General features: G+C 70.7%; 16 protein-coding genes. 4 read left to right on the top strand and 12 right to left on the bottom strand.

Annotated features, from left to right (window positions below):
- Positions 1-67: 67 nt before the first annotated feature.
- Positions 68-532 (top strand): hypothetical protein, encoded by a 465-nt coding sequence (locus tag I3V78_RS04755; protein ID WP_204485123.1) that lies wholly within the window; start codon positions 68-70, stop codon positions 530-532.
- A gap of 35 nt (positions 533-567) precedes the next feature.
- On the opposite strand, the gene I3V78_RS04750 is transcribed toward I3V78_RS04755, so the two are convergent.
- Entirely contained in the window at positions 568-1,242 is a 675-nt protein-coding gene (locus I3V78_RS04750) for a retron system putative HNH endonuclease (RefSeq protein WP_204485122.1), read from the bottom strand.
- Positions 1,226-2,494, bottom strand: a complete 1,269-nt coding sequence (locus I3V78_RS04745; protein WP_204485121.1) for an AAA family ATPase — start codon at positions 2,492-2,494, stop codon at positions 1,226-1,228. Before I3V78_RS04745 ends, I3V78_RS04750 begins: the two co-directional genes overlap by 17 nt.
- A gap of 215 nt (positions 2,495-2,709) precedes the next feature.
- Here I3V78_RS04745 and I3V78_RS04740 point away from each other — a divergent pair, with 215 nt between their 5' ends.
- Positions 2,710-3,276 (top strand): hypothetical protein, encoded by a 567-nt coding sequence (locus I3V78_RS04740; protein ID WP_204485120.1) that lies wholly within the window; start codon positions 2,710-2,712, stop codon positions 3,274-3,276.
- Positions 3,277-3,292: 16 nt separating this feature from the next.
- A complete protein-coding gene (locus I3V78_RS04735) occupies positions 3,293-4,030 on the top strand; it encodes a hypothetical protein (RefSeq protein ID WP_204485119.1) in 738 nt (245 codons plus the stop codon).
- Position 4,031: 1 nt separating this feature from the next.
- Here I3V78_RS04735 and I3V78_RS04730 read toward each other — a convergent pair whose 3' ends face one another.
- The 10 genes from I3V78_RS04730 to I3V78_RS04685 all read right to left on the bottom strand — a co-directional run bounded on the left by I3V78_RS04730 (position 4,032) and on the right by I3V78_RS04685 (position 16,332).
- Positions 4,032-4,430: a response regulator gene (locus tag I3V78_RS04730; RefSeq protein WP_204485118.1), complete on the bottom strand. Its 399-nt coding sequence runs from the start codon at positions 4,428-4,430 to the stop codon at positions 4,032-4,034.
- 14 nt (positions 4,431-4,444) lie between these two features.
- Positions 4,445-5,446, bottom strand: coding sequence for a ketol-acid reductoisomerase (gene ilvC, locus I3V78_RS04725; protein WP_204485117.1), 1,002 nt, complete (start codon positions 5,444-5,446; stop codon positions 4,445-4,447).
- A 16-nt stretch (positions 5,447-5,462) separates the two neighbouring features.
- Positions 5,463-5,942: an aromatic-ring-hydroxylating dioxygenase subunit beta gene (locus I3V78_RS04720; RefSeq protein WP_204485116.1), complete on the bottom strand. Its 480-nt coding sequence runs from the start codon at positions 5,940-5,942 to the stop codon at positions 5,463-5,465.
- Between the two features lie 5 nt (positions 5,943-5,947).
- Positions 5,948-7,204 (bottom strand): aromatic ring-hydroxylating oxygenase subunit alpha, encoded by a 1,257-nt coding sequence (locus tag I3V78_RS04715; RefSeq protein ID WP_204485115.1) that lies wholly within the window; start codon positions 7,202-7,204, stop codon positions 5,948-5,950.
- Between the two features lie 19 nt (positions 7,205-7,223).
- Positions 7,224-8,495: a Gfo/Idh/MocA family protein gene (locus tag I3V78_RS04710; RefSeq protein WP_204485114.1), complete on the bottom strand. Its 1,272-nt coding sequence runs from the start codon at positions 8,493-8,495 to the stop codon at positions 7,224-7,226.
- A 194-nt stretch (positions 8,496-8,689) separates the two neighbouring features.
- On the bottom strand, positions 8,690-9,277 hold the full coding sequence (locus I3V78_RS04705) for a thioredoxin family protein (RefSeq protein ID WP_204485113.1): 588 nt from the start codon (positions 9,275-9,277) through the stop codon (positions 8,690-8,692).
- Positions 9,278-9,312: 35 nt separating this feature from the next.
- Positions 9,313-11,565, bottom strand: coding sequence for a protein-disulfide reductase DsbD family protein (locus I3V78_RS04700; RefSeq protein ID WP_204485112.1), 2,253 nt, complete (start codon positions 11,563-11,565; stop codon positions 9,313-9,315).
- A gap of 129 nt (positions 11,566-11,694) precedes the next feature.
- Positions 11,695-12,933 carry a vWA domain-containing protein gene (locus I3V78_RS04695; protein ID WP_204485111.1) on the bottom strand — a complete coding sequence of 413 codons (1,239 nt, stop codon included), beginning with the start codon at positions 12,931-12,933 and terminating at the stop codon, positions 11,695-11,697.
- Between the two features lie 114 nt (positions 12,934-13,047).
- Complete coding sequence (locus I3V78_RS04690) at positions 13,048-16,011, bottom strand: PAS domain S-box protein (protein ID WP_204485110.1); 2,964 nt, start codon at positions 16,009-16,011, stop codon at positions 13,048-13,050.
- 150 nt (positions 16,012-16,161) lie between these two features.
- Positions 16,162-16,332 carry a hypothetical protein gene (locus I3V78_RS04685; RefSeq protein ID WP_204485109.1) on the bottom strand — a complete coding sequence of 57 codons (171 nt, stop codon included), beginning with the start codon at positions 16,330-16,332 and terminating at the stop codon, positions 16,162-16,164.
- Between the two features lie 470 nt (positions 16,333-16,802).
- Here I3V78_RS04685 and I3V78_RS04680 point away from each other — a divergent pair, with 470 nt between their 5' ends.
- Complete coding sequence (locus I3V78_RS04680; protein WP_204485108.1) at positions 16,803-19,004, top strand: (Fe-S)-binding protein; 2,202 nt, start codon at positions 16,803-16,805, stop codon at positions 19,002-19,004.
- The last annotated feature ends 23 nt before the right edge of the window (positions 19,005-19,027 follow it).

Raw genomic sequence — 19,027 nt, 5'->3', positions numbered from 1 at the left:
AGGTCATCTCCTGTTCCCTGCGCGCCGACGGGGAGGGACGACGCACGTCCTCCCGAAAGGGTCGGCCGTGGAGGAAGAGAAGAGCGCCGAGGGCACCCGGATCGGGGCCTTCGTGCTGGGCAAGTGCGTCCAGGCGGTGCCGGGCGTGGGCGACATCTACGTGGCCCACCACGTGGACACGGGCGCGCCGGCCCTGGTGATGCTGCGCGCCCGGGGCACGACGTGGCACACCCAGGGCGCCTGGAAGCTGGAGCTCTCCGGGGGAGGCCCTCAGCGCGGCGTGCGGCTGCGCATCCACGAGGCCCCCGCTACGGCCACGCGCGCGGACCTGATGATCCTGCTGCACCTGATGGAGGAGCTGGTGCGCGGCGTGGAGCACAACGCCCGGGTGCGCGCGCACTGGCGGGCGCGGAGGCCCCGTCGCTCGCTGGCCGCATGGCTCGCGCTCGCCTGGCGCACCGGGTGGCTCGCCGCCGCCGTGTTGCTCGTCCTGGTCGTCCTGATGGCGCTGCGTCACTTCCCGCGTCAATAGGACAAGGGCAGCACATCACCCGCCACCGGCGCCTCTCACGGCGTGAGGTAACGCTCGAGGTGCTGCACCACGGCGGTCGCGAAGGGAGCGAGTCGTCCGTTGGCATCTGGTGCCGAGTACGCCACGAGCAGCCGCTGGACCTCGGCCAGCAAAAGGGCTTTCGCCTCGGGTGTGGCTCCGGGCGGAGGCAACTGCGCCTCGATGTCCGCGATGGCCACTCGCCGCAAAGCGACGATGCGCGCGCTGTCGCGACCGAGGATCGAGATGGAGCCGAGCGCCGGAGCATGCCGGGCCGCCTCTGGGGAAGGCCCGACGGTCCCCGAGGAACTGAACACGAAATACGCACTGCAATCCGGCATCAGCGGGTGGATGGGCAGCGCCCGCGTGCCCTTGAGATGACCGCACGTCTCGGGCGCGCGACCCTTGCCCTTCTCGCCTTCACACGAGGCCAGCAGATTCGCGTAGTCGTACGTCAGCGCCGAGGCCAAGGACTTGGGCATCAGATGCTCGATGTGCGCGCCCCCCGTGAGGTCACGCTCGCAGTAACAACACACGCCGAACTGCTCTTGGACGAGTGCCGCCTTCAGCGCGCTCTTGATGGTGGGAAACCGCTTCGAGAACGCCTCCCAGTCGGGCAGAGCGACCTGGGAGTGGGAGGACGTCCACGTCGCGAAAGAGGCGGGAGCGACGCCTTTATGAATGGGGCGCACGCGTCAGCAACTCCTTGCGCCGGAGGAGCAGCTCGGCCCGAAACAGCTCCGGGTCGTCGTCACCAATCTCGCTCGCGAGCGCGTCCTTCTCCCGCCGGGCCTCCGCGAGCCGCCCTTCGTCGATGAGTTGAAAACAGCCCCGCAGGCGCATCTCCACTCGATGCGGACGCTCGTCAACGCCCATGACGGTCTTGAGAATCCAGTTCGAGTCCCGCCCGAACGAACTCTCCGCCCCCTGGACCTCGACCGCTCCGTCCCGCTGGCGCATCAAGAGGATGTTCTCCGGATGGACCTCGCTCAAGACCTGGGGCGAATGCGTGGTGATGACGAACTGGCAGCCCGTGAACGTCCGAAGCAAGGCGGTGATGACACCTCGCTGCCACGCCGGATGGAGATGCAATTCGATTTCGTCGATGAGCACCAATGCCGGAGCGTCCAAGGGCTTGGGGGCGTTTGGGTGGGCCAGCGCCAATCGACGCGCCAGGTCCCCCGCGAGCGCGAGGAGGCATTTCTCTCCAGCCGAGAGCTGATCCACCGCCAGGACTTCCTCTCCCTTCTTCACCGTCATGGCCAGCGTGGGCTGTCGCCGGATGCGCAAATCCGTGAAGCCGGGCAGCAAGGAGCCCACGGCGTCACGGACGGCCTCCAGTTGGGCATCTCGCCGGAGCGGGTCATCTCGCCGTGCCTCGTTCTCGACATCCTCCCGCGCTCGGAACCACTCGAAGAACAGCCGGAAGTTGCTGGAGTTCTCCTCGAGGTTGTTGTCGTACGCCGCGAGCTGGTCGAACACGTGCGGCGTCCGGATCCGCTGGGGAATGTCCAGCACGGCCCGGTTGGTCGGAAAGTAGACCGTGAGGGGCACATCGACGCCCGCCTCCTTGTGCTGGCGTGCGAGCAGGTCATGCGCGAAGCGGTGGATGGCCGCGGCATCTTCCGCGACCGCCACTTGGGAGAAGTTTCGACGCACCACCAAGCCCCAGGACAGCGGCGTCGTGTCCACGTCCGCCCGCAGGGCGAGCCGCGCCTCTGGCACCTGCGCGTTGACATCGGAGGGCGCGAGCCGGGAGGTCCACTTCTTCTTGATTCCCATGATGCGGTCTTGAAGCGGCATCATGAGCAGGGCGAGCGCGTCCAGGATCGTCGTCTTGCCCGAGCCATTCACCCCGACCAGCACCGTCAGGGAAGGCCCCAGGTGAAGGTCCAGCTGTCCGATTCCACGGAATCCCGTGATGGTGAGTTGTCGCGCCCGCATCGTGTGATGGCTCCCGCAGGGAGGAGACCCCGACCGCTCCAGGCTCGTCAAATTTCCGCTCGCCACGACCCAACAGCCTTTTCCGAGAGCATCCATCCCAGTGAGTTGACCTGACCTCGGAGGACCTGTGCACGACTTGACTTCAAAGGTCAGATCCGGTTCCCTACGCGCGCAGTGGGGGAAGGTTTGGTCACGCCCTCGCGAAGGGAACGCGCGTGGAGGATGAGAAGCGAGAGGAGGGCACCCAGCACGGGCCGTTCCTCCTGCAGGAGTGTGTCGAGACGACGCCCGGGGTGGGCAGCGTCTATCTGGCGCAGCACGTGGACACGGGGGCGCCGGCGCTCGTGCTGCTGGGCGCCAAGGGCGTGCGCTGGGAGGCCGAGGGCGTGCGCGACCTGGAGGTCATCCGCGACGGGCCCAACGGCGCGCTGGTGACCCGGGTGCACAAGATTCCGGCCACGCTGAGCCGCGAGGAACTCGACCTGGTGCTCCAGCGCATGACGGAGATGCTGCTCAAGTGGGACGACGTGCCCAGCCTGCGCGTCTACTTCGAGGACGCGCGCAGTCGGCAGCTCTCGTGGCGGTGGTACGTGCAGCACGGGTGGAAGTCGCCGTGGATCCGCGTGCTCGTCTTCCTGTCCATGCTGGGGCTCGCCTTCGCGCTCAACGCGGTCGTGAAGGACTGGTGGGCCGCGTCGCACAAGCAACCCGCGCCCGCGCCGGTCCAGTACGATGAGGAGGCACCCGGCACCGACGCGGAGGCTCCCCTCTACCTCGAATAGCCGGGAGGAGGCCCCCGTGGCGGACGACCAGGAGCGGGAGGGCGGTGTGGTGGGCGGGTACCGGCTCGGGCGGGCCTACGACGAGGTGGGCCCGGACCTGGGGCGGCTCCACGAGGCGAGGCACGTGGACACGGGCAAGCCCGTGTTGATGTTCCTCCCCGGCGACCGCGTGCACTGGCGACCCCAGGGCGAGTGGGCGCTGAAGATCTCCTGCCGCACGGAGCCCACGGTCATCACGCTGGAGGTGGACCGGGCGCCCCCCGGTTCACCTCGGGCGACCAACCTGGCCGATGTGCTCACCCTGGGCACCGCCGCGTTCCAGCGCGTGGAGGACAACCCCGAGTTGGAAGCCCACCTCTTCGGGCCGCCACCGGCTCCGGAGCAAGAACAACCCAAGGCCGCCCACCCGTGGAGGTGGGCGGCAGCAGGCGTCGCCATGCTCACGGTGGGCGTGGGCCTGTGGGCGCTGACCCTCCAGCCGAAGCCAGACCCAACCCTGTCACCGATTCTCGGCAACCGGGCGCCCGTCAAGGCGGCCATCGCCTATCCCCTGCCGTCCAAGCCCTTCAGTGATCAGGCCGCCACGCCGTGCGTGCCGGCACTGGGTGAGGTGGAGATCAACGGCGGGTGCTGGATGGAACTCGCCCAGAAGGCGCCCTGCATCGTCGCGAGCCAGGCCGAGCACAAGGGCAAGTGCTACCTGCCCGTCTCCAAGGAGCGCCCCCTCCGGCCGCCGACCTCCCTCGACCCGTGAGTCACGATCGGACGGACGCGGTCTCCAGCACCTGGCGCACGCAGGCGCCGAAGTCCTCCACCGTGAAGGGCTTGGCGAGGTAGCCCGTGGCCCCCGCCTGCTCGGCGCGGGCCTTGGCCTCGGGCTCGTGGCGCGAACTCACCACCAGCACCGGCAGGTGCTCGAGCCCCGGCGTCGCCCGGATGTGCTCGCACACCCCGAAGCCCGACACGTCCGGCAGCACCAGGTCCACGCACACGAGGTCCGGCCTCCCCTCGCGCAGGTACTGCATCGCGTCCCAGCCCGTAGGCATCTCCACGATCTCGGCCACCCCGAGGTCCCGGAACAGGTCCCCGAGCAGCTTGCGGAACATCAAGGAGTCATCGACGAGCAATACCGAGCGCAGGAGGGGCGGCCCCATGGCCTCGGACGCTATCAGCCCGGCTTGCGGTTGAACCACGGCATCATCGCCCGCAGCCGCCGTCCCACCGCCTCGATGGGATGATTCCGACACTCCTCCAGCAGTCGTTTGAACCTCGGCCTTCCCGCCGCGTTCTCCGCCATCCACTCGCGCGCGAAGCGGCCGTCCTGAATCTCCCCCAATATCTCCTTCAGCCGCGCGCGCACCCCCGCGTCCACCACCCGCGGCCCCCGCGTCAAATCCCCATACACCGCCGTCTCGCTGATGCGCGCGCGCATGCCTGAAATCCCGTGCGCGTACATCAGGTCCACCACCAGCTTCAGCTCGTGCAGCACCTCGAAGTAGGCCACTTCCGGCGCGTACCCCGCCTCCACCAGCGTCTCGTAGCTCGCGCGCACCAGCTCCGTCGTGCCGCCGCACAGCACCGCCTGCTCGCCGAACAGGTCCGTCTCCGTCTCTTCCCGAAAGCTCGTCTCGATGAGCCCCGCGCGCGTCGCGCCCAGCGCCTTGCCGTAGCCGAGCGCCCGCTCCCACGCGTGGCCCGAGGCGTCCTGGTGCACCGCCACGAGGCATGGCACGCCCTCGCCGTCCACAAAGCTCTGGCGGAGCAGGTCCCCCGGGCCCTTGGGGGCGATCATCACCACGTCCACATCCGCGGGCGGCCGCACCCGGCCGTAGTGCAGCGCGAAGCCATGGTAGAAGAGCAGCATCTTGCCCGGCGACAGCTCGGGGGCGATGGCCTCGCGGAACAGCGCCTCCTGCGCCAAGTCCGGCACCAGCAGCGCCAGCACGTCGCCCCGCCGCGCCGCCTCGTGCGCCTCCACGCACTCGAAGCCCTCGTCCGCCGCGCGCCGCGCCTCGGGCGAGTCCGCGTGCTCGCACACCAGCACGTGCACCCCCGAGTCCCGCAGGTTCAACGCCTGCGCCCGGCCCACGCTCCCGTAGTCGAACACGGACACCGTCAGCCCGTGCAGCGCCTCCACGTCCGCGTCCGCGTCGTAGAACACCCGTGTCATCGTCTGGCTCCCCGTGTCAAAGCGGGTAGACGAGCAGCCCCGGAATCCGGAACGTCTCGTACACCACGTCCATGCGCGTGAAGCACGGCACCGGTTCGAGCCGCACCCGCGCCAGCACCCGCCCCACGCTCAGCAGCTGCGTCTCCCCGTCCCCCATCGTCCGGTAGACGGCGTAGTTGGCCCGCGCGTGCCACGCGTCCTCGCCCGACTCGGGATCCGGCGCCACGCGCACGTTGGTGTAGAGGTGCCGGCACACGTGCGGCGAGAAGACGCTCGCCTCGCGGATGGCCACCACCCGGTCTTCCATCATCCCCCGGCCCACGCACTGCATCAGGCACACGGGCAGGCCATGCGCGTGGTTCTCGCGCGGGATGAGCCGGTACTCGCCCGCGTCGGTGAAGAGCGCCGGCCAGTCCTCGAGCGCGCCGTCGTCCAGCGCCTCGGCGTAGCGGTAGAGCAGGTCTTCCACTCGGGAACGCGCGGAGGCCTCGCCCATGTCGTTCACTCCTCGAGCTCCATCAACCCCCGCCACGTCTTCCAGAAGCCGCGCAGGGCCGTCTCGTTGGCCAGGTCCCGCTCCGGCTCGCCGAGCAGCACCCGCGTGCCGCCCAGGCCCACGAAGGCCGCGTCCCCGCGCTCGCCCTGGATGCCCCGCTGCACCACCTCCAGGGCCTCCACGTCCTCCAGGGAGATGTAGCCCGAGGGCCCCACCAGGTTCGCCTGGAGGATGCGCTGCTGGCGCAGCGCCGTCGGTTCGCCCGCGTAGCCGAACAACGTCCACACCAGGTCGAACTCGTCCACGCTCCTCGGCAGCACCTGGCGCGTGGCCAGGCTGTTGGAGATGCGGTGGATGACGAGGCTCGGGAACACCGTCTGGATGGACACCGCCACGTCGTCGTCCAGGTCCGGCAGCTTGCGCATGAGCTCCGGCGCCCGCAGCCGGTAGCCCTTGCGGTACGTGGACAGACCCTGCTGCTCGTACTGTTCGGTCTTCTCCTGGGCCCCGGACTGGTAGGACACCAGGTGGCCGCAGCCGCTCGGCTCCGCCAGCGTCTCGCCGCGCTGGGTGGAGCGGAACAGGCCGAAGGTGGCCACGAACAGGTGCAGCAGGCCCGCGTGGTACGGGTCCTTCACGTTCTCGAAGTAGAGCTTCCAGTTGGCCTTCACGCGCTGGCGCAGGTAGCCGAGCACCTCCAGCGGGCGCCCGTCGAACACGCGCGTGAGCTGGGGCCACACCCCCCCGAGGTAGTCGCGCAGGGGCGGCGTGTCGTCGCGGAAGGTGGCGAAGACGAGGCCGTTGAGCACCTCCACGCGCAGCGCGCGCAGGCCCCGCGCCTTCATGTCCAGGGGCGAGTCGCGGTAGCCGCCGTGGCCCTCCACGCCCTGCTTGAAGGGCACCGCGCGCAGGGTACCGTCCGGGTCATAGCCCCACTGGTGGTAGATGCAGTTGAAGCGCTTCTTCTGGCCGCACGCCTCGCGCAAGACGAGGGCGCCCCGGTGGGCGCACCGGTTGACGAGCACGTGCACCCGCCCGTCCGCGCTCCGCGAGAGGATGACGGGCACCTCGCCGATGTGCGTGGTGCGGAAGCTCCCCTCCCCGGGCACCTCGGCCTCCAGGCCCACGTAGCTCCACGTGGGCCCCTGGAAGATGCGCGCCTGCTCGCGCTGGAAGAGCGCCGCGTCGGTGAAGACGCGGTAGGGCACGTGGGCCGTGTCCTCGGCGGGCCAGGGCCAGAACGACTCGGTGGGAGCGGTCATGGGCGCCCTCGGGGTGGACTCAACGGGCGGCGGGCGCGGGTCCCCGGAAGGCATCCAGCTTGCCCGGGGCCTCCAGCTTCTGGGGCGTGCGCTCGGCGGCCGAGCGGTAGAGCGCCTCGATGATGCGCATGTCCTGCAGGCCCTCCTCGCCGGGGGTGTGGGGCGTGCGGTCGTTCTTCACGCAGTCGGCGAAGTGGTCCATCTCCCGGGCGAACTGGCTCTTCTGCGGCAAGGAGCGCTCGGTGGTGTCCGAGGCGCGCGGATCCTCCGGGGACTTGCGCGAGAGGCGCATGCGCAGGCCGCTGTAGGAGAAGGCGGGATCCAGGTCCACCCACGCCTCCGAGCCCATGAGGCGCAGGCGGCGGCTGTCGTGGTGGCCGTAGCCGGTGGTGCACTGGGCGATGAGGCCCGAGGGAAAGCGCAGGGTGAAGAGGAAGTTCTCCTCCACCTCCTTGAAGCGCGCGTCGCCGGGGGTGCTGAACATGGAGCCCGAGACTTCCACGGGCTCCTCGCCGCTCAAGTAGCGCGCGGCGGACAGGCAGTAGATGCCCACGTCCGGCAGCGCGCCGCCCCCGGCCAGGGCCTTCTTGTGGCGCCACTGGGCGTCCGGCGCCTGGTTCTGTCCGTTGTCCGCGCTGAAGAGCTTGAGCGCGCCGAGCTTCTTGCTCCGCGCGAGCTGGATGGCGGCGCGGTGGTGCGGCTCGTACTGGAGCCGGTAGGCCACCATGAGCTGCTTCTTGGCGGCACGGCACGCGTCGATCATCTGCTGGCACTCGGCCACCGAGTTGGCCATGGGCTTCTCGCACAGCACGTGCTTGCCCGCCTTGGCGGCGCGCACGGTGTACTCGGCGTGCATGCTGTTGGGCAGCACGATGTAGACGACCTGCACCTCGGGGTTGTCCGCGAGCGTGTCGTAGCTCTTGTAGTCGTAGAGGTTCTTCTCCAGGACGCCGTACTGGCGCGCCACGGTGCGCGCCTTGTCCTTGTCCCCGCTCACCAGCGCCACCAGGCGGCACTTCTCCGTCTGGGCGAACGCGGGCAGCAGCTCCTCGAGCGACAGCCGGCCGAGGCCCACGATGGCGAAGCCCACGCGCTGGTCGGGAGCGAGCGGCTCGGGGAGGGGTGACTCCACCTCGGTGGAGGCCTTCATGGGCGGCAGCTTCACCTCGCCCTTGCCACCGCCCGCGGCGGCCAGGGCGGCCCGGGGCAGCCACAGCCCGGCGCCGAGCACACCGCCCGCGGTGCCCAACAGGCCCCGGCGCGTCCAGCCCGTGGTGTCGTCGCGCTTCATGTGACCCTCGCCTCCCGATGTGGCGCACGGCACGCGGAGCACTCACGGCGTGTCATGCGAGCGTGAGGGGACACAGGACCCGATAAAGCCGCGCCCCTCCAGCGACAAGTGCCGGAAGGGCGCGCGAGCGTGGCATGAGCGACACCCCCGAGCCCGTCACTGTTGGCTCGTGGGCTGAACCCGGAAGGGGCCGTTCAGCTCTTGTACTTCACCGAGCAGCCGTAGGGCTCGGAGGTGGCCGTGGGCACGTCCTTGCCGGACAGGAGCGCGTCCACCGCGCCCTTCACGTAGTTGGTGGGGGTGCCCGTCTTGTTGCCGCGCGCGTCGTCGTCGATGGCGCCCGCGTAGCGCACCACGCCCTTGTCATCGATGACGTACATGTGCGGCGTGGTCCGGGCGCCGTACTCCTTGCCCACCTTGCCGCTGGGGTCCTGGAGCACGGGGAAGGCGAAGCCCTTCTCCTTCTTCCAGGCGGCGGACTTGTCCGGCGCGTTGCTCGCGGTGGAGTCCACCGCGAGCCACACGACCTTGGAGGCGTCATAGCCGCTGGCCGTCTTCTGCATGGTGTTGGCGGTGTAGTGGCGCTGCACGAAGGGGCAGCCGGGGTTGGTCCACTCGAGGACGACGATCTTGCCCTTGTACTGGGCGAGCGAGTGCTCCTTGCCGGCCTCGTCCTTGAGGGTGAAGGCCGGGGCGGGCTTGCCCACCTGGGCGGAGTCGGCGGCGAGGGCCGACAGGGGCAACAGCACGGAGAGGGCCACGGCGGAGAAGAGGGACTTCATGGCGATCGATGCTCCTGGGTGAGTACCGCGGAAAGCTAGAGGGGGCGCGCGTCCGCCACGCGGCCAGAGGCGCGGCGCACGGCGTCGATGAGGCCGTCCTGGGTGAGCAGCTCGTTGAGGACCTCGGGCTTGTTCGGGGCCGAGGGGCTCACGAGCAGGTACATGGGCACGCCGGCGCGGCCGAACTCGGCCAGCTTGGCGCTGATGCGCGCGTCACGCCGCGTCCAGTCCGCCACCAGGAAGGCCACGCGGTGGCGGGCGAAGGCGGCGCGCACGTCGTCGGACTGGAGCACGGTGCGCTCGTTGAACTTGCAGGTGAGGCACCAGTCGGCGGTGAAGTCGATGAAGACGGGCTGGCCGGCGGCGAGCGCGGTGGCCACGGCCTCGTCGCTCCAGGCCTGGGCCTCGGACACGCGGGGCGCCTGGGCGTGGGCCTCCTCGAAGCGCAGGCTCCACAAGGCCCCGGCGCCCACGAGCGCCACCACCGTCAGCACGCCCACGAGCTTGCGCGGGCCCGTGCTGCCCTGCACCAGGCCATACAGCCACGCGCCCAGGGCCACCACCGCGAGGAACGCGAGCGTGCGCGCCATGCCGTCCACGCCGGTGAGCCCGCCCATCACCCACACGAGCCACACGGTGGTGCCCAGGAGCGCGAAGCCGAGCAGCTGCTTGAAGCGCTCCATCCACGCGCCCGGCCGGGGCAGGCGCTGGGCCAGGCCCGGCACGAGCACCAGCAGGCAGAAGGGAAGCGCGAGCCCCAGGCCCATGAGCACGAAGGTGAGGAGGACGGTGGCCGCGCCCGAGGTGAGCGCGAAGCCCACCGCCGTGCCCAGCAGCGGCGCCGAGCAGGGCGTGGCCAGCACCACCGCGAGCACGCCCTCGCCCACGCTGCGGCCCAGGCCATGGCTCGCGTCCACCTTCTCCACGAGCGCGGTGCCGTCCGTGCCCACGTTGAAGACGCCAAAGAGGTTGAGGCTGAAGGCCACGAGCACCGCGGCCACCGCCGCCACGAAGAGCGGCTCCTGGAACTGGAAGCCCCAGCCCACGCCGTGGCCCGCGGCGCGCAGGCCCAGCACCGTGAGCGCCAGCGCCAGGAGCGAGCCGATGATGCCGCCCGTGTAGGCCAACGCGTGCGCGCCCACCCGGCCCCGCTCCTCGCCCACCGTGCGGGTGAAGCCATAGGCCTTGAGCGCGAGCACCGGGAAGACGCACGGCATGAGGTTGAGCAACAGGCCGCCGAGGAAGGCGAACACCAGCACGAGCCCCAGGGACAGGCCCGAGGCGTCCGCGGGCCCCGCCCCGCCCGGCACCGGCGCCGCGACCGGCGTCGGCACGCCCGGCGCGCCCGAAGGGGCCTTCACCACGGGCGCGAGCGGCAGGTCCAGGCTCAGCGACTGGTAGCCCGAGGCCGCCGTGCCCAGGCGCATGACGCCCAGGAAGCGCGGCTCCACCGCGGGCACCTCCAGCGCCGTCTTGCCCTCGAGCTTGAAGGTGCCGGGCTTGCCCTCCACGGGCGTGAGCGCCAGGTGCCGCAGGCCCTTGACCCGCTCGGGCACGAAGAAGTCCTTCTCCACCGCGGGCACCTTGCCGTCGGCCCCCGTCAGGGTGACGGTGCCCGTGAAGGTGCCCCCCGTGGCGAGCGACGGCCCGTCCAGCGCGAGCGCCGCCGTGTAGCGGGCCTGCTCGGGCGCCACCGGCACCTGGGCCCACGCCGCGTCGAAGGCCGGCGCGTGCTCGGCGTCCCCGAGCGTCTCGGGGCCCACCGGCAGCGCGCGGGAGAGCACCACCTGCGCGGGCAGGCAATTCACCTCGCACACCAGCACGTCCGCCGCGGCCGACAGGTGCAGCACGCCCTGGGCCTGCTCGGACGCCCGGGCCTGGGCCGACAGCAGCACCTCGCCCTCGTAGCCGTAGGTGGTGATGAAGCCGTCTGGCGTGCGCAGCGTGGCCGGCATGGGCCAGCGCAGCGCCTCCACGGTGGTGCCCGGCGTGTCCCAGGCGACGTCCGACGCCAGGCCCGAGTCCCCGGGGTTCTTCCAGTAGATGTGCCAGCCGGGGTGCATCTTGAAGCGCACGCCCACCCGGAAGGTGTCCCCGGGCTTCACCTGGGTCACGTCCGTGAGCAGGGTGGCCTCCATCCGGGGCACGCCCTCGTCCAGGCCGCCCGAGGCCACCGCCGAGGCGGGTGGCGGCACCGCCAGGGCACTCGCGGCCGTCAGCCACGCCCCCAGCCCCGCCAGCCAGAAGAGCCCCCCGCCGCCTGTACGTCGTACCCGTGGACGCGTCATGTGCCTCCCGTTAACCCACCGGCTCGGCGCGCGCCATCCTTCCACCGGGTATTTGGCGCCCATCAACCCTCCGGGCGGGCGCTCATTCCCCAGCGAGCGGGCTCGAACGGGGGGCTTTGGACGAGAGCGCTACGTACGGGCCTTGCGGGACACGGGCAGGGCCTGGACGATGCTCAGGCCCGTGCGGGCGTCCTCGGCGCGAGCGCGGCGCACCAGCAGCGCGGGCAGCTCGCCCACCTTGCGCTCCACCGCGTGGCGCAGGTCCTTGAGCCGCTCCTCGTGCCGACGCGCGGGCACCTGCTCGGCGTCGAGCGACACCAGCTCGCGCAAGGCGGCCTCGGCGGTGGCCAGGGCCTGCTCGGCGCCCGGGGGGTTCTTGCGCAAGAGCGCCTTCCACGAGGCGGACTCGGCCGCCACCAGGTCCAGCTCCACGCCCACCGCGCGGATCATCCGGCCCTCGGTGCTCTCGGGCAGCACGCGCTGCAGCGGCACCGTCACCCGGCGCGTGTCCCCGTTCTCCATCCACGTCGTCGTCACGCCGAGCGACCAGTCGGCCGACTCCAGCCGCCCGCTGAAGAGCGCCCGCCGGGCGAAGGCGTGCGAGAGCGAGCCCAGGCCCACGCTCAGCGCGTCCCCGTCGGCGCGCGCCGGGTAGCGGTGGCGGCAGAGCAGTTCGGCGAAGCCCGAGGGACGCACGAACAGGCGCGCGTAGGTGCCCACCTCGCCGAAGAGCTCGGCCACCAGCGCCGCGGTCGCCAGGGGCAGGCCCTCCGCGTCGTCCACGTGGGTGAAGCCCGTGCCCGAGGGGCCGGTGAGCGCCTCCAGGATTTCCGGCAGGTAGTGCCGCCCGAGCCCCAGCGCGTGCACGGAGATGCCCGACTCGGCCACCTGCGAGCCCAGGGTGCGGAAGTCCGCGAGGGCGCGCGGGCCCACGGAGGGCTCGCCGTCGGTGAGCACCAACATCTTCGGGCGGGCGCCGGGCACGAACAGCCGGCGCATGGCGGCCGCCGACGTCTCCACCGCCTCGTGCAGGGCGGTGCCCGAGCCCGTCTTCATGGCGGTGAGCCGCTCGGACAGGTGCGCGCGGGCGCTCGCGTCCATGATGCGCAGGGGCGCGAGCTGCTCGGGCACGCCGTCGAAGGCGATGAGGCCCAGGTAGTCCTTGGGCCCGGCGCGCTCCACGAGCAGCTGCGCGGCCTCCACCGCCGCGGCCAGGGGCGCGCCGCGCATGGACGCGCTGCGGTCCAGCACCAGGTTCACCGCCACCGGCGCCCGGGGCGCGTCCGCCGAGGCCTCCACGGTCACGAGCAGGTTCACGTCCCGCCCCCCGCTCCCATCGCGCTCGACCGCCCAGGCCGTCAGGTTCATCGACACGTCCTCCGTGCGGGCCCGGCCACGCGAACTCGCGCGACGGACCGCACTCCCCCCAGTATCACCTACCTCCCCCGCCGGGGAAACCCGCGCCCGGGGGGCCGGGCCCGATCAGGCCTCCGGGGACAGCATGGCGCGCAGCCGCGCGGCGAGCACGTCCACCGCGAAGGGCTTGGTGATCATCTCCATGCCCTCGGCCAGGAAGCCGCCGCGCACGGCCGCCCCCTCCGCGTAGCCCGTGGCGAAGAGCACCTTGAGGCCCGGCCGCTTCTGGCGCGCCACCTCCGCGAGTTGCCGACCGTTCATCCCCGGCAGGCCCACGTCCGTGACGAGCAGGTCGATGCGGGAGCGACCCTCCAGGTGGGGCATGGCCTCCTTGGCGTCCCCCGCCTCCAGGGCCCGGTAGCCCAGGTCCTCCAGCACGTCCACCACCACCATGCGCACGGACGGGTCGTCCTCCACCACCAGCACCGTCTCGCCCTCGAGCGCCCGCTGCGCCTCGCCCCGGACCTTGTCCTGGGCCACGGCCTCCGCGCCATGACGCGGCAGGTAGAGCTTCACCGTCGTCCCCTGGCCCAGCTCGCTGTAGATGCGCACGTGGCCGCCGGACTGACGCACGAAGCCGTAGATCATCGACAGGCCCAGGCCGGTGCCCTGGCCGATGGGCTTGGTGGTGAAGAACGGGTCGAACGCCTTGGCCACCACGTCCGCGGACATGCCGGTGCCGGTGTCGCTCACGCACATGACCACGTACTCGCCCGGGCTCAGACCCTCGAAGGCGCGGGTGTAGGACTCGTCGAGCCGGGTGTTGCTCGTCTCGATGGTGAGCTTGCCCCCGTCGGGCATGGCGTCCCGGGCGTTGATGACCAGGTTGAGCAGCGCGCTCTCGAACTGGTTGGCGTCCGTGCGCGCCGTCCACAGGTCGCCCTTGAGCTGCGTCTTGAGCGAGACGTTCTCCCCGAGCGTGCGGTGCAGCAGATCCTCCATGGACAGCACCAGGGCGTTGATGTCCGTGGGCTTGACGTCCAAGGACTGCCGGCGCGCGAAGGCGAGCAGCCGGTGGGTGAGCGCCGCGGCGCGGTTGGCCGAGGCCGTGGCCGCGTCGATGTAGCGCTGCACGTTGTCCAGCTTGCCGCTCTTGAGGCGCCGGGCGAGCAGGTCCAGAGCCCCCACGATGCCGGCCAGCAGGTTGTTGAAGTCGTGGGCGATGCCGCCCGTCAGCTGCCCCACGGCCTCCATCTTCTGGGACTGGCGCAGCTGCTCCTGGATGCGCGCGAGCTCCGCCTCGCGCTGCTTGTCCTCGGTGATGTCGCGCGCCACGCAGTAGAGCAGGCCCTCGCTGGGCACGGCCATCCAGGCGAACCACCGGTAGGAGCCGTCCTTGTGGCGGAAGCGGTTCTCGAAGCGCAGCGTGCGCTCGCCCTCGGCCAGGTGCCGCACCTCCGAGCGCGTCGCGTTCCGGTCCTCCGGGTGCTCCATCCACTCGGACGTCCGCCCGATCAGCTCCTCCTCGCTCCAGCCGAGCACCTTGGACCAGGCGGGGCTCACGCGCACCCAGCGGCCCTGCAGGTCCGCGATGAGGAAGGGCGCCTGGGACAGCTCCCAGAGCCGGTTGCGCTCGCGCGTGCGCTCCTCGATGCGCCGCTCCAAGGTGGCGTTGAGCTCGCGCAGCTCCTTCTCCGCGAGCGCCCGCTCCAGGGCCTCCCAGGTGCGCGAGGCCACCTCCTCGAGCAGGGACAGCTCGTCGGGCGGCCAGGCCCGCACCTCGCGGTGGTTGAGGTAGAGCACCCCGCGCAGCACCCGCGCGCGCATGAGCGGCACCACCACGGCGGCGCGCGCGCCCAGGGCGTCGGACACCTCGGCGGCGCCCTCGTCCTGCGTCATGTCCTCGAAGGCCACGGTGGTGCCCGCGGACAGCGCCGCCACGATGGGCTCGCCGAAGAGCGCCAACGGGTAGCGCCCCTCCAGGAACGGCAGCACGCCCTCGCTCCAGCTGGTGATGAACTCCACCATGGGCTGGTTCATGTCGAACTCGGCGTAGCCCGCGCGGTGGATGGCCAGGCGCCGGCCGAGCAGCTCGGCCGACAGGCCCATGATGGCGCGCGGCTCGGACAAGGGGCGCAGCCGGTCGGACAGGTCCAGGAGGAAGGCCTCGCGCGACTCGGCCCGCTTGCGCGCGTCGATGTCCAGGAGCACGCCGGGAAAACGCAGCGCCCGGCCCTGGGCGTCCAGCTCGCAGTGGCCGTTGGCCTCGATCCACAGCCACGAGCCATCCCACTGCCGCACCCGGTACTCGGCCCGGTAGGGGCCCCCGAGGCGAATCGCCCGGCCGATGGCCTCCTCGATCCGCGCCGTGTCCTCGGGATGGATGGACTGCACCACCTGGGAGAGCGGGCGACCCTCGCGCAGGTGCTCGGCGTTCATCGCGAACGTGCGCGCGAAGCGCGTGTCCGCCGTGAAGTGGTCCTGCGGCACGTCCCACACCCAGGTGCCAATCACCGCGCCCGCGTCCAACGCCAATTGCACGCGCTCGTTGGCCACGAGCAGGTCCCGCTCCGCGTGCAGCCGCCGCCGGGCATCCAACACCCGCTCCGTGGTCTCCACCACGATGGCCCACATGCCCACCGGCTGCTCGTGCTCGTCCACCACCGGCGTGTACGTCAGGTCCAGCCACGTGTCCTCGGGCACCCCGTTGCGGTGCAGCACGAGGTGCTGGTCCTTGAAGGACAGGGACTCGCCCCGGAGGCCCGCCGCGATGACGCCCCGGTTGAAGTCCGCGATCTCCGGCCAGCCCTCCGTCGCGGGCAGGCCCAGCACCCGGGGGTGGTGGCCCGCCGCGATGCGCGCGTACCCGTCGTTGTAGAGCAGGATGCCCTCCTTTCCCCACAGCAGGGCCATGGGCAGGGGGGCGAGCAGCAGGATGTTGACGGTGGTGCGCAGGCTGGCCGGCCAGCGGGCGAGCGGCCCGAGCGGCGTGGTGGACCAGTCGAAGTTTCGGATGCGCTCGCCCATCTCCCCGCCCGCGGGGGTCAGGACCGGTTCCGGAGGAAGGGGGCTCACAAGGGAGGAAGGCATGGACTCTCGAACACGCAACGGGCCACGTTTCACTTAACCCAGATTCCAGGAGCCGGAACAATCACCGCCCGGGCGGAAGTCTGTGGAAACCGCGAGCACCGTTGGATCGAAAACCCCCCGCGTCCAGTCCCGGGACACGGGGGGGCTTTGCTACTCGGCGTCGTAGCCGCCGTACGCCTCGTCCGCGCCCCACAGTTGCCCGCCGGCGCCCAACCGCTTCACCACGCCCGGCGCGTCCGCCTCGTCGTCTTCCTGGCGATGCTCCCGAGCCGGATACTCCAGGCCTTCGTCGTCCAGATACGTCCTGTCGTCGTGCACCATGGCCGCCTCCCGCGCGTTGACCGATTTACTTGCTCAGGGTGAGCATTGCGCTCCGCGTTGTAAAGTCCTTGGCGTCTCAAGCAACCGGGCCCCAATCCCTGTGCCCGTCCGCCCACCTCTGCCCCCAGGGGTGGGAGTCCGGACGCGTCAAACGCACCGCGCCGGGTCGGACCGTGGCGCGGCGGGCGCCGGCGGGGTCCAAGGCGGGCCGGAGGGCGAGCGGGCGGGCCGTCCCGGCGCGGTGTCCAGGGCCGACGTCCAGCCCACCTGAACAGTTGTACGCTGAACGTTGTGCGCCCGAGGGTGAGGTCGAGCGTCGCCGACCGTGAAATGCCTCGAAAACAGGCCCGGCGAGGCGCTTGATTCAAGAATCAACCTTGTTAGGGTTGCGCTGTCTCCCCCGGCGTGCCGCGTCGCGGCATCCCGGGTCCATCACCTACCGCGCGGCGCGCGAGGTCCACCGAACCGACATGAGTGCCATCATCACAGGCCTGCTGCTGACCATCGGCATCTCCGTCTTCGCCATCACCATGTCCGGGCGCATCGGCGCGCTCCTGGCGATGAAGACGGAGAACCGGTTGGATCGCATCCCCCAACGCGCGCTGGCGCTCCTGCGCTTCGGCCTCGGGCAGAAGCGCATGGTGGACCCCGAGGAGCGCACCGCGGGCTTCATGCACGTGCTCATCTTCGCGGCGTTCATGGTGCTCGCGGTGCGCACCCTCATGATGTTCGTGATGGGCTTCTCCGAGACGGCGCTCGTGGTGCTCACGGACCTGCAGGATCCCTTCTGGGCGGACAAGGCGCCGCTCCTGCTCGTCTACAAGCTCTACCTCCTGGTGAAGGACGGGGTGGCGGCGCTGGCGCTCGTGGGCGCGGCGTACTTCGTGTGGCTGCGTGGCAGCGTGAAGCCGGACCGGCTCAGCCCCTCGTGGGAGGCGTTCCTCATCCTGGGCTTCATCTCCGGCCTGATGGTGACCGAGTTCCTCTTCGGCGGCAGCCACATGGTGCCGCGCGAGCAGACCATGCCCCTGGCCACGGGCAACTTCGTGTGGTGGGAGCCCGTCACCAGCGTGTTCGGCATGCTGATGCGCCCCATGGGCTGGACGGTGGCGCACGCGCTGGGCGTGGCGGGCTTCTGGATCCACCTGGCCATCATCCTCGCGTTCCTCAACTTCCTGCCGGTGGGCAAGCACTTCCACGTCATCACCGGCCTGCCCAACGTCTTCTTCCAGCGCCTGGTGCCCCAGGACGAGCCGAGCACCACGCAGAGCTCCAAGCTGAGCACGCCCAACCTGGAGAAGGAGGAGTTCGGCACCGCGACGCTCAAGGATTTGACGTGGAAGCAGGGCCTGGACCTGTACTCGTGCACCGAGTGCGGCCGCTGCCAGACGCACTGCCCCACGTACATCACCGGCAAGCCGCTCACGCACAAGGGCGTCAACCAGGACCTGAAGCACTGGGTGTGGGACCACGAGCAGTGGGTGGAGGAGGGCCGGGGTCCGAGCGGCGCCAAGGAGCCCCTGCCGGAGATCATCGGCAGCGCGCTCAAGGCGGAGACGGTGTGGGCGTGCACGAGCTGCGGCTGGTGCGAGACGGCGTGCCCGGTGTTCATCGAGAACGTGCCGCGGCTCATCGACATGCGCCGCTACCAGGTGCAGGTGAAGGCGGAGTTCCCGGCGGAAATCCAGCGCGTGTTCGAGGGCATGGAGCGCCAGGGCAACCCCTGGGGCATCGGCCAGGACCGGCGCGACGAGTGGGCGGAGGACCTGGCGCTGCCCACCTGGGGTGACGAGGGCGGCCCCTACGAGTACCTGTTCTTCGTGGGCTGCGCGGGCAGCTACGACGACAAGCAGAAGAAGGTGAGCCGCGCGCTGGTGAAGATTTTGCGCGAGGCGGGCGTGAGCTTCGCCACCCTGAGCAAGCAGGAGATGTGCAACGGCGACTCGGCGCGGCGCATGGGCAACGAGTACCTGTACCAGACGCTCGCCAAGACGAACGTGGAGTCGTGGAACGCCATGGGGGTCAAGGCCGTCATCACCCAGTGCCCCCACTGCTTCAACACCATCAAGAACGAGTACCCGGAGTTCGGCGGGGACTACAAGGTCATCAACCACACGCAGCTCATCAACGAGCTGCTCAAGGACAAGCGCATCAAGCTGTCCCAGGTGATGAACCAGAAGCTCACCTACCACGACCCCTGCTACCTCGGCCGGCACAACGGCGTGTACGACGCGCCGCGCGAGGTGCTCAAGGCCATTCCGGGCCTGGAGGTGGTGGAGATGCAGCGCAGCAAGCGCGAGGGCTTCTGCTGCGGCGCGGGCGGCGGCCGCATGTGGATGGAGGAGCACATCGGCACGCGCATCAACCACAACCGCGTCAACGAGGTGGCCCTCACGCTCAAGCACGCCGAGGACCCGAGCACCCCGTACCCCAGCGCCACGGACAAGAAGAAGCCGGGCCTGGTGGGCGAGTACAAGGAGCCGGGCGGCTCGGGCGTGGTGGCGGTGGCCTGCCCCTTCTGCTCCACCATGCTCAACGACGCGGTGAACGACACGGGCCGCGAGCAGAACATCAAGGTGAAGGACATCACCGAGCTCGTGGCCGATGCCCTGGAGGTGCGCGCCCCCACCACCGTGTCCCCCGGCCCCTCGGTGAGCGCCAAGCCGGAGTAGTCCCGAGTCCCTGAAGCACACGA

The organism is Archangium primigenium (genome assembly GCF_016904885.1).
GTDB classification, from domain to species: Bacteria; Myxococcota; Myxococcia; order Myxococcales; family Myxococcaceae; genus Cystobacter; species Cystobacter primigenius.
Note: the sequence above shows the minus strand (reverse complement) of the source record. Positions and strands in the feature narration are given on the sequence as shown.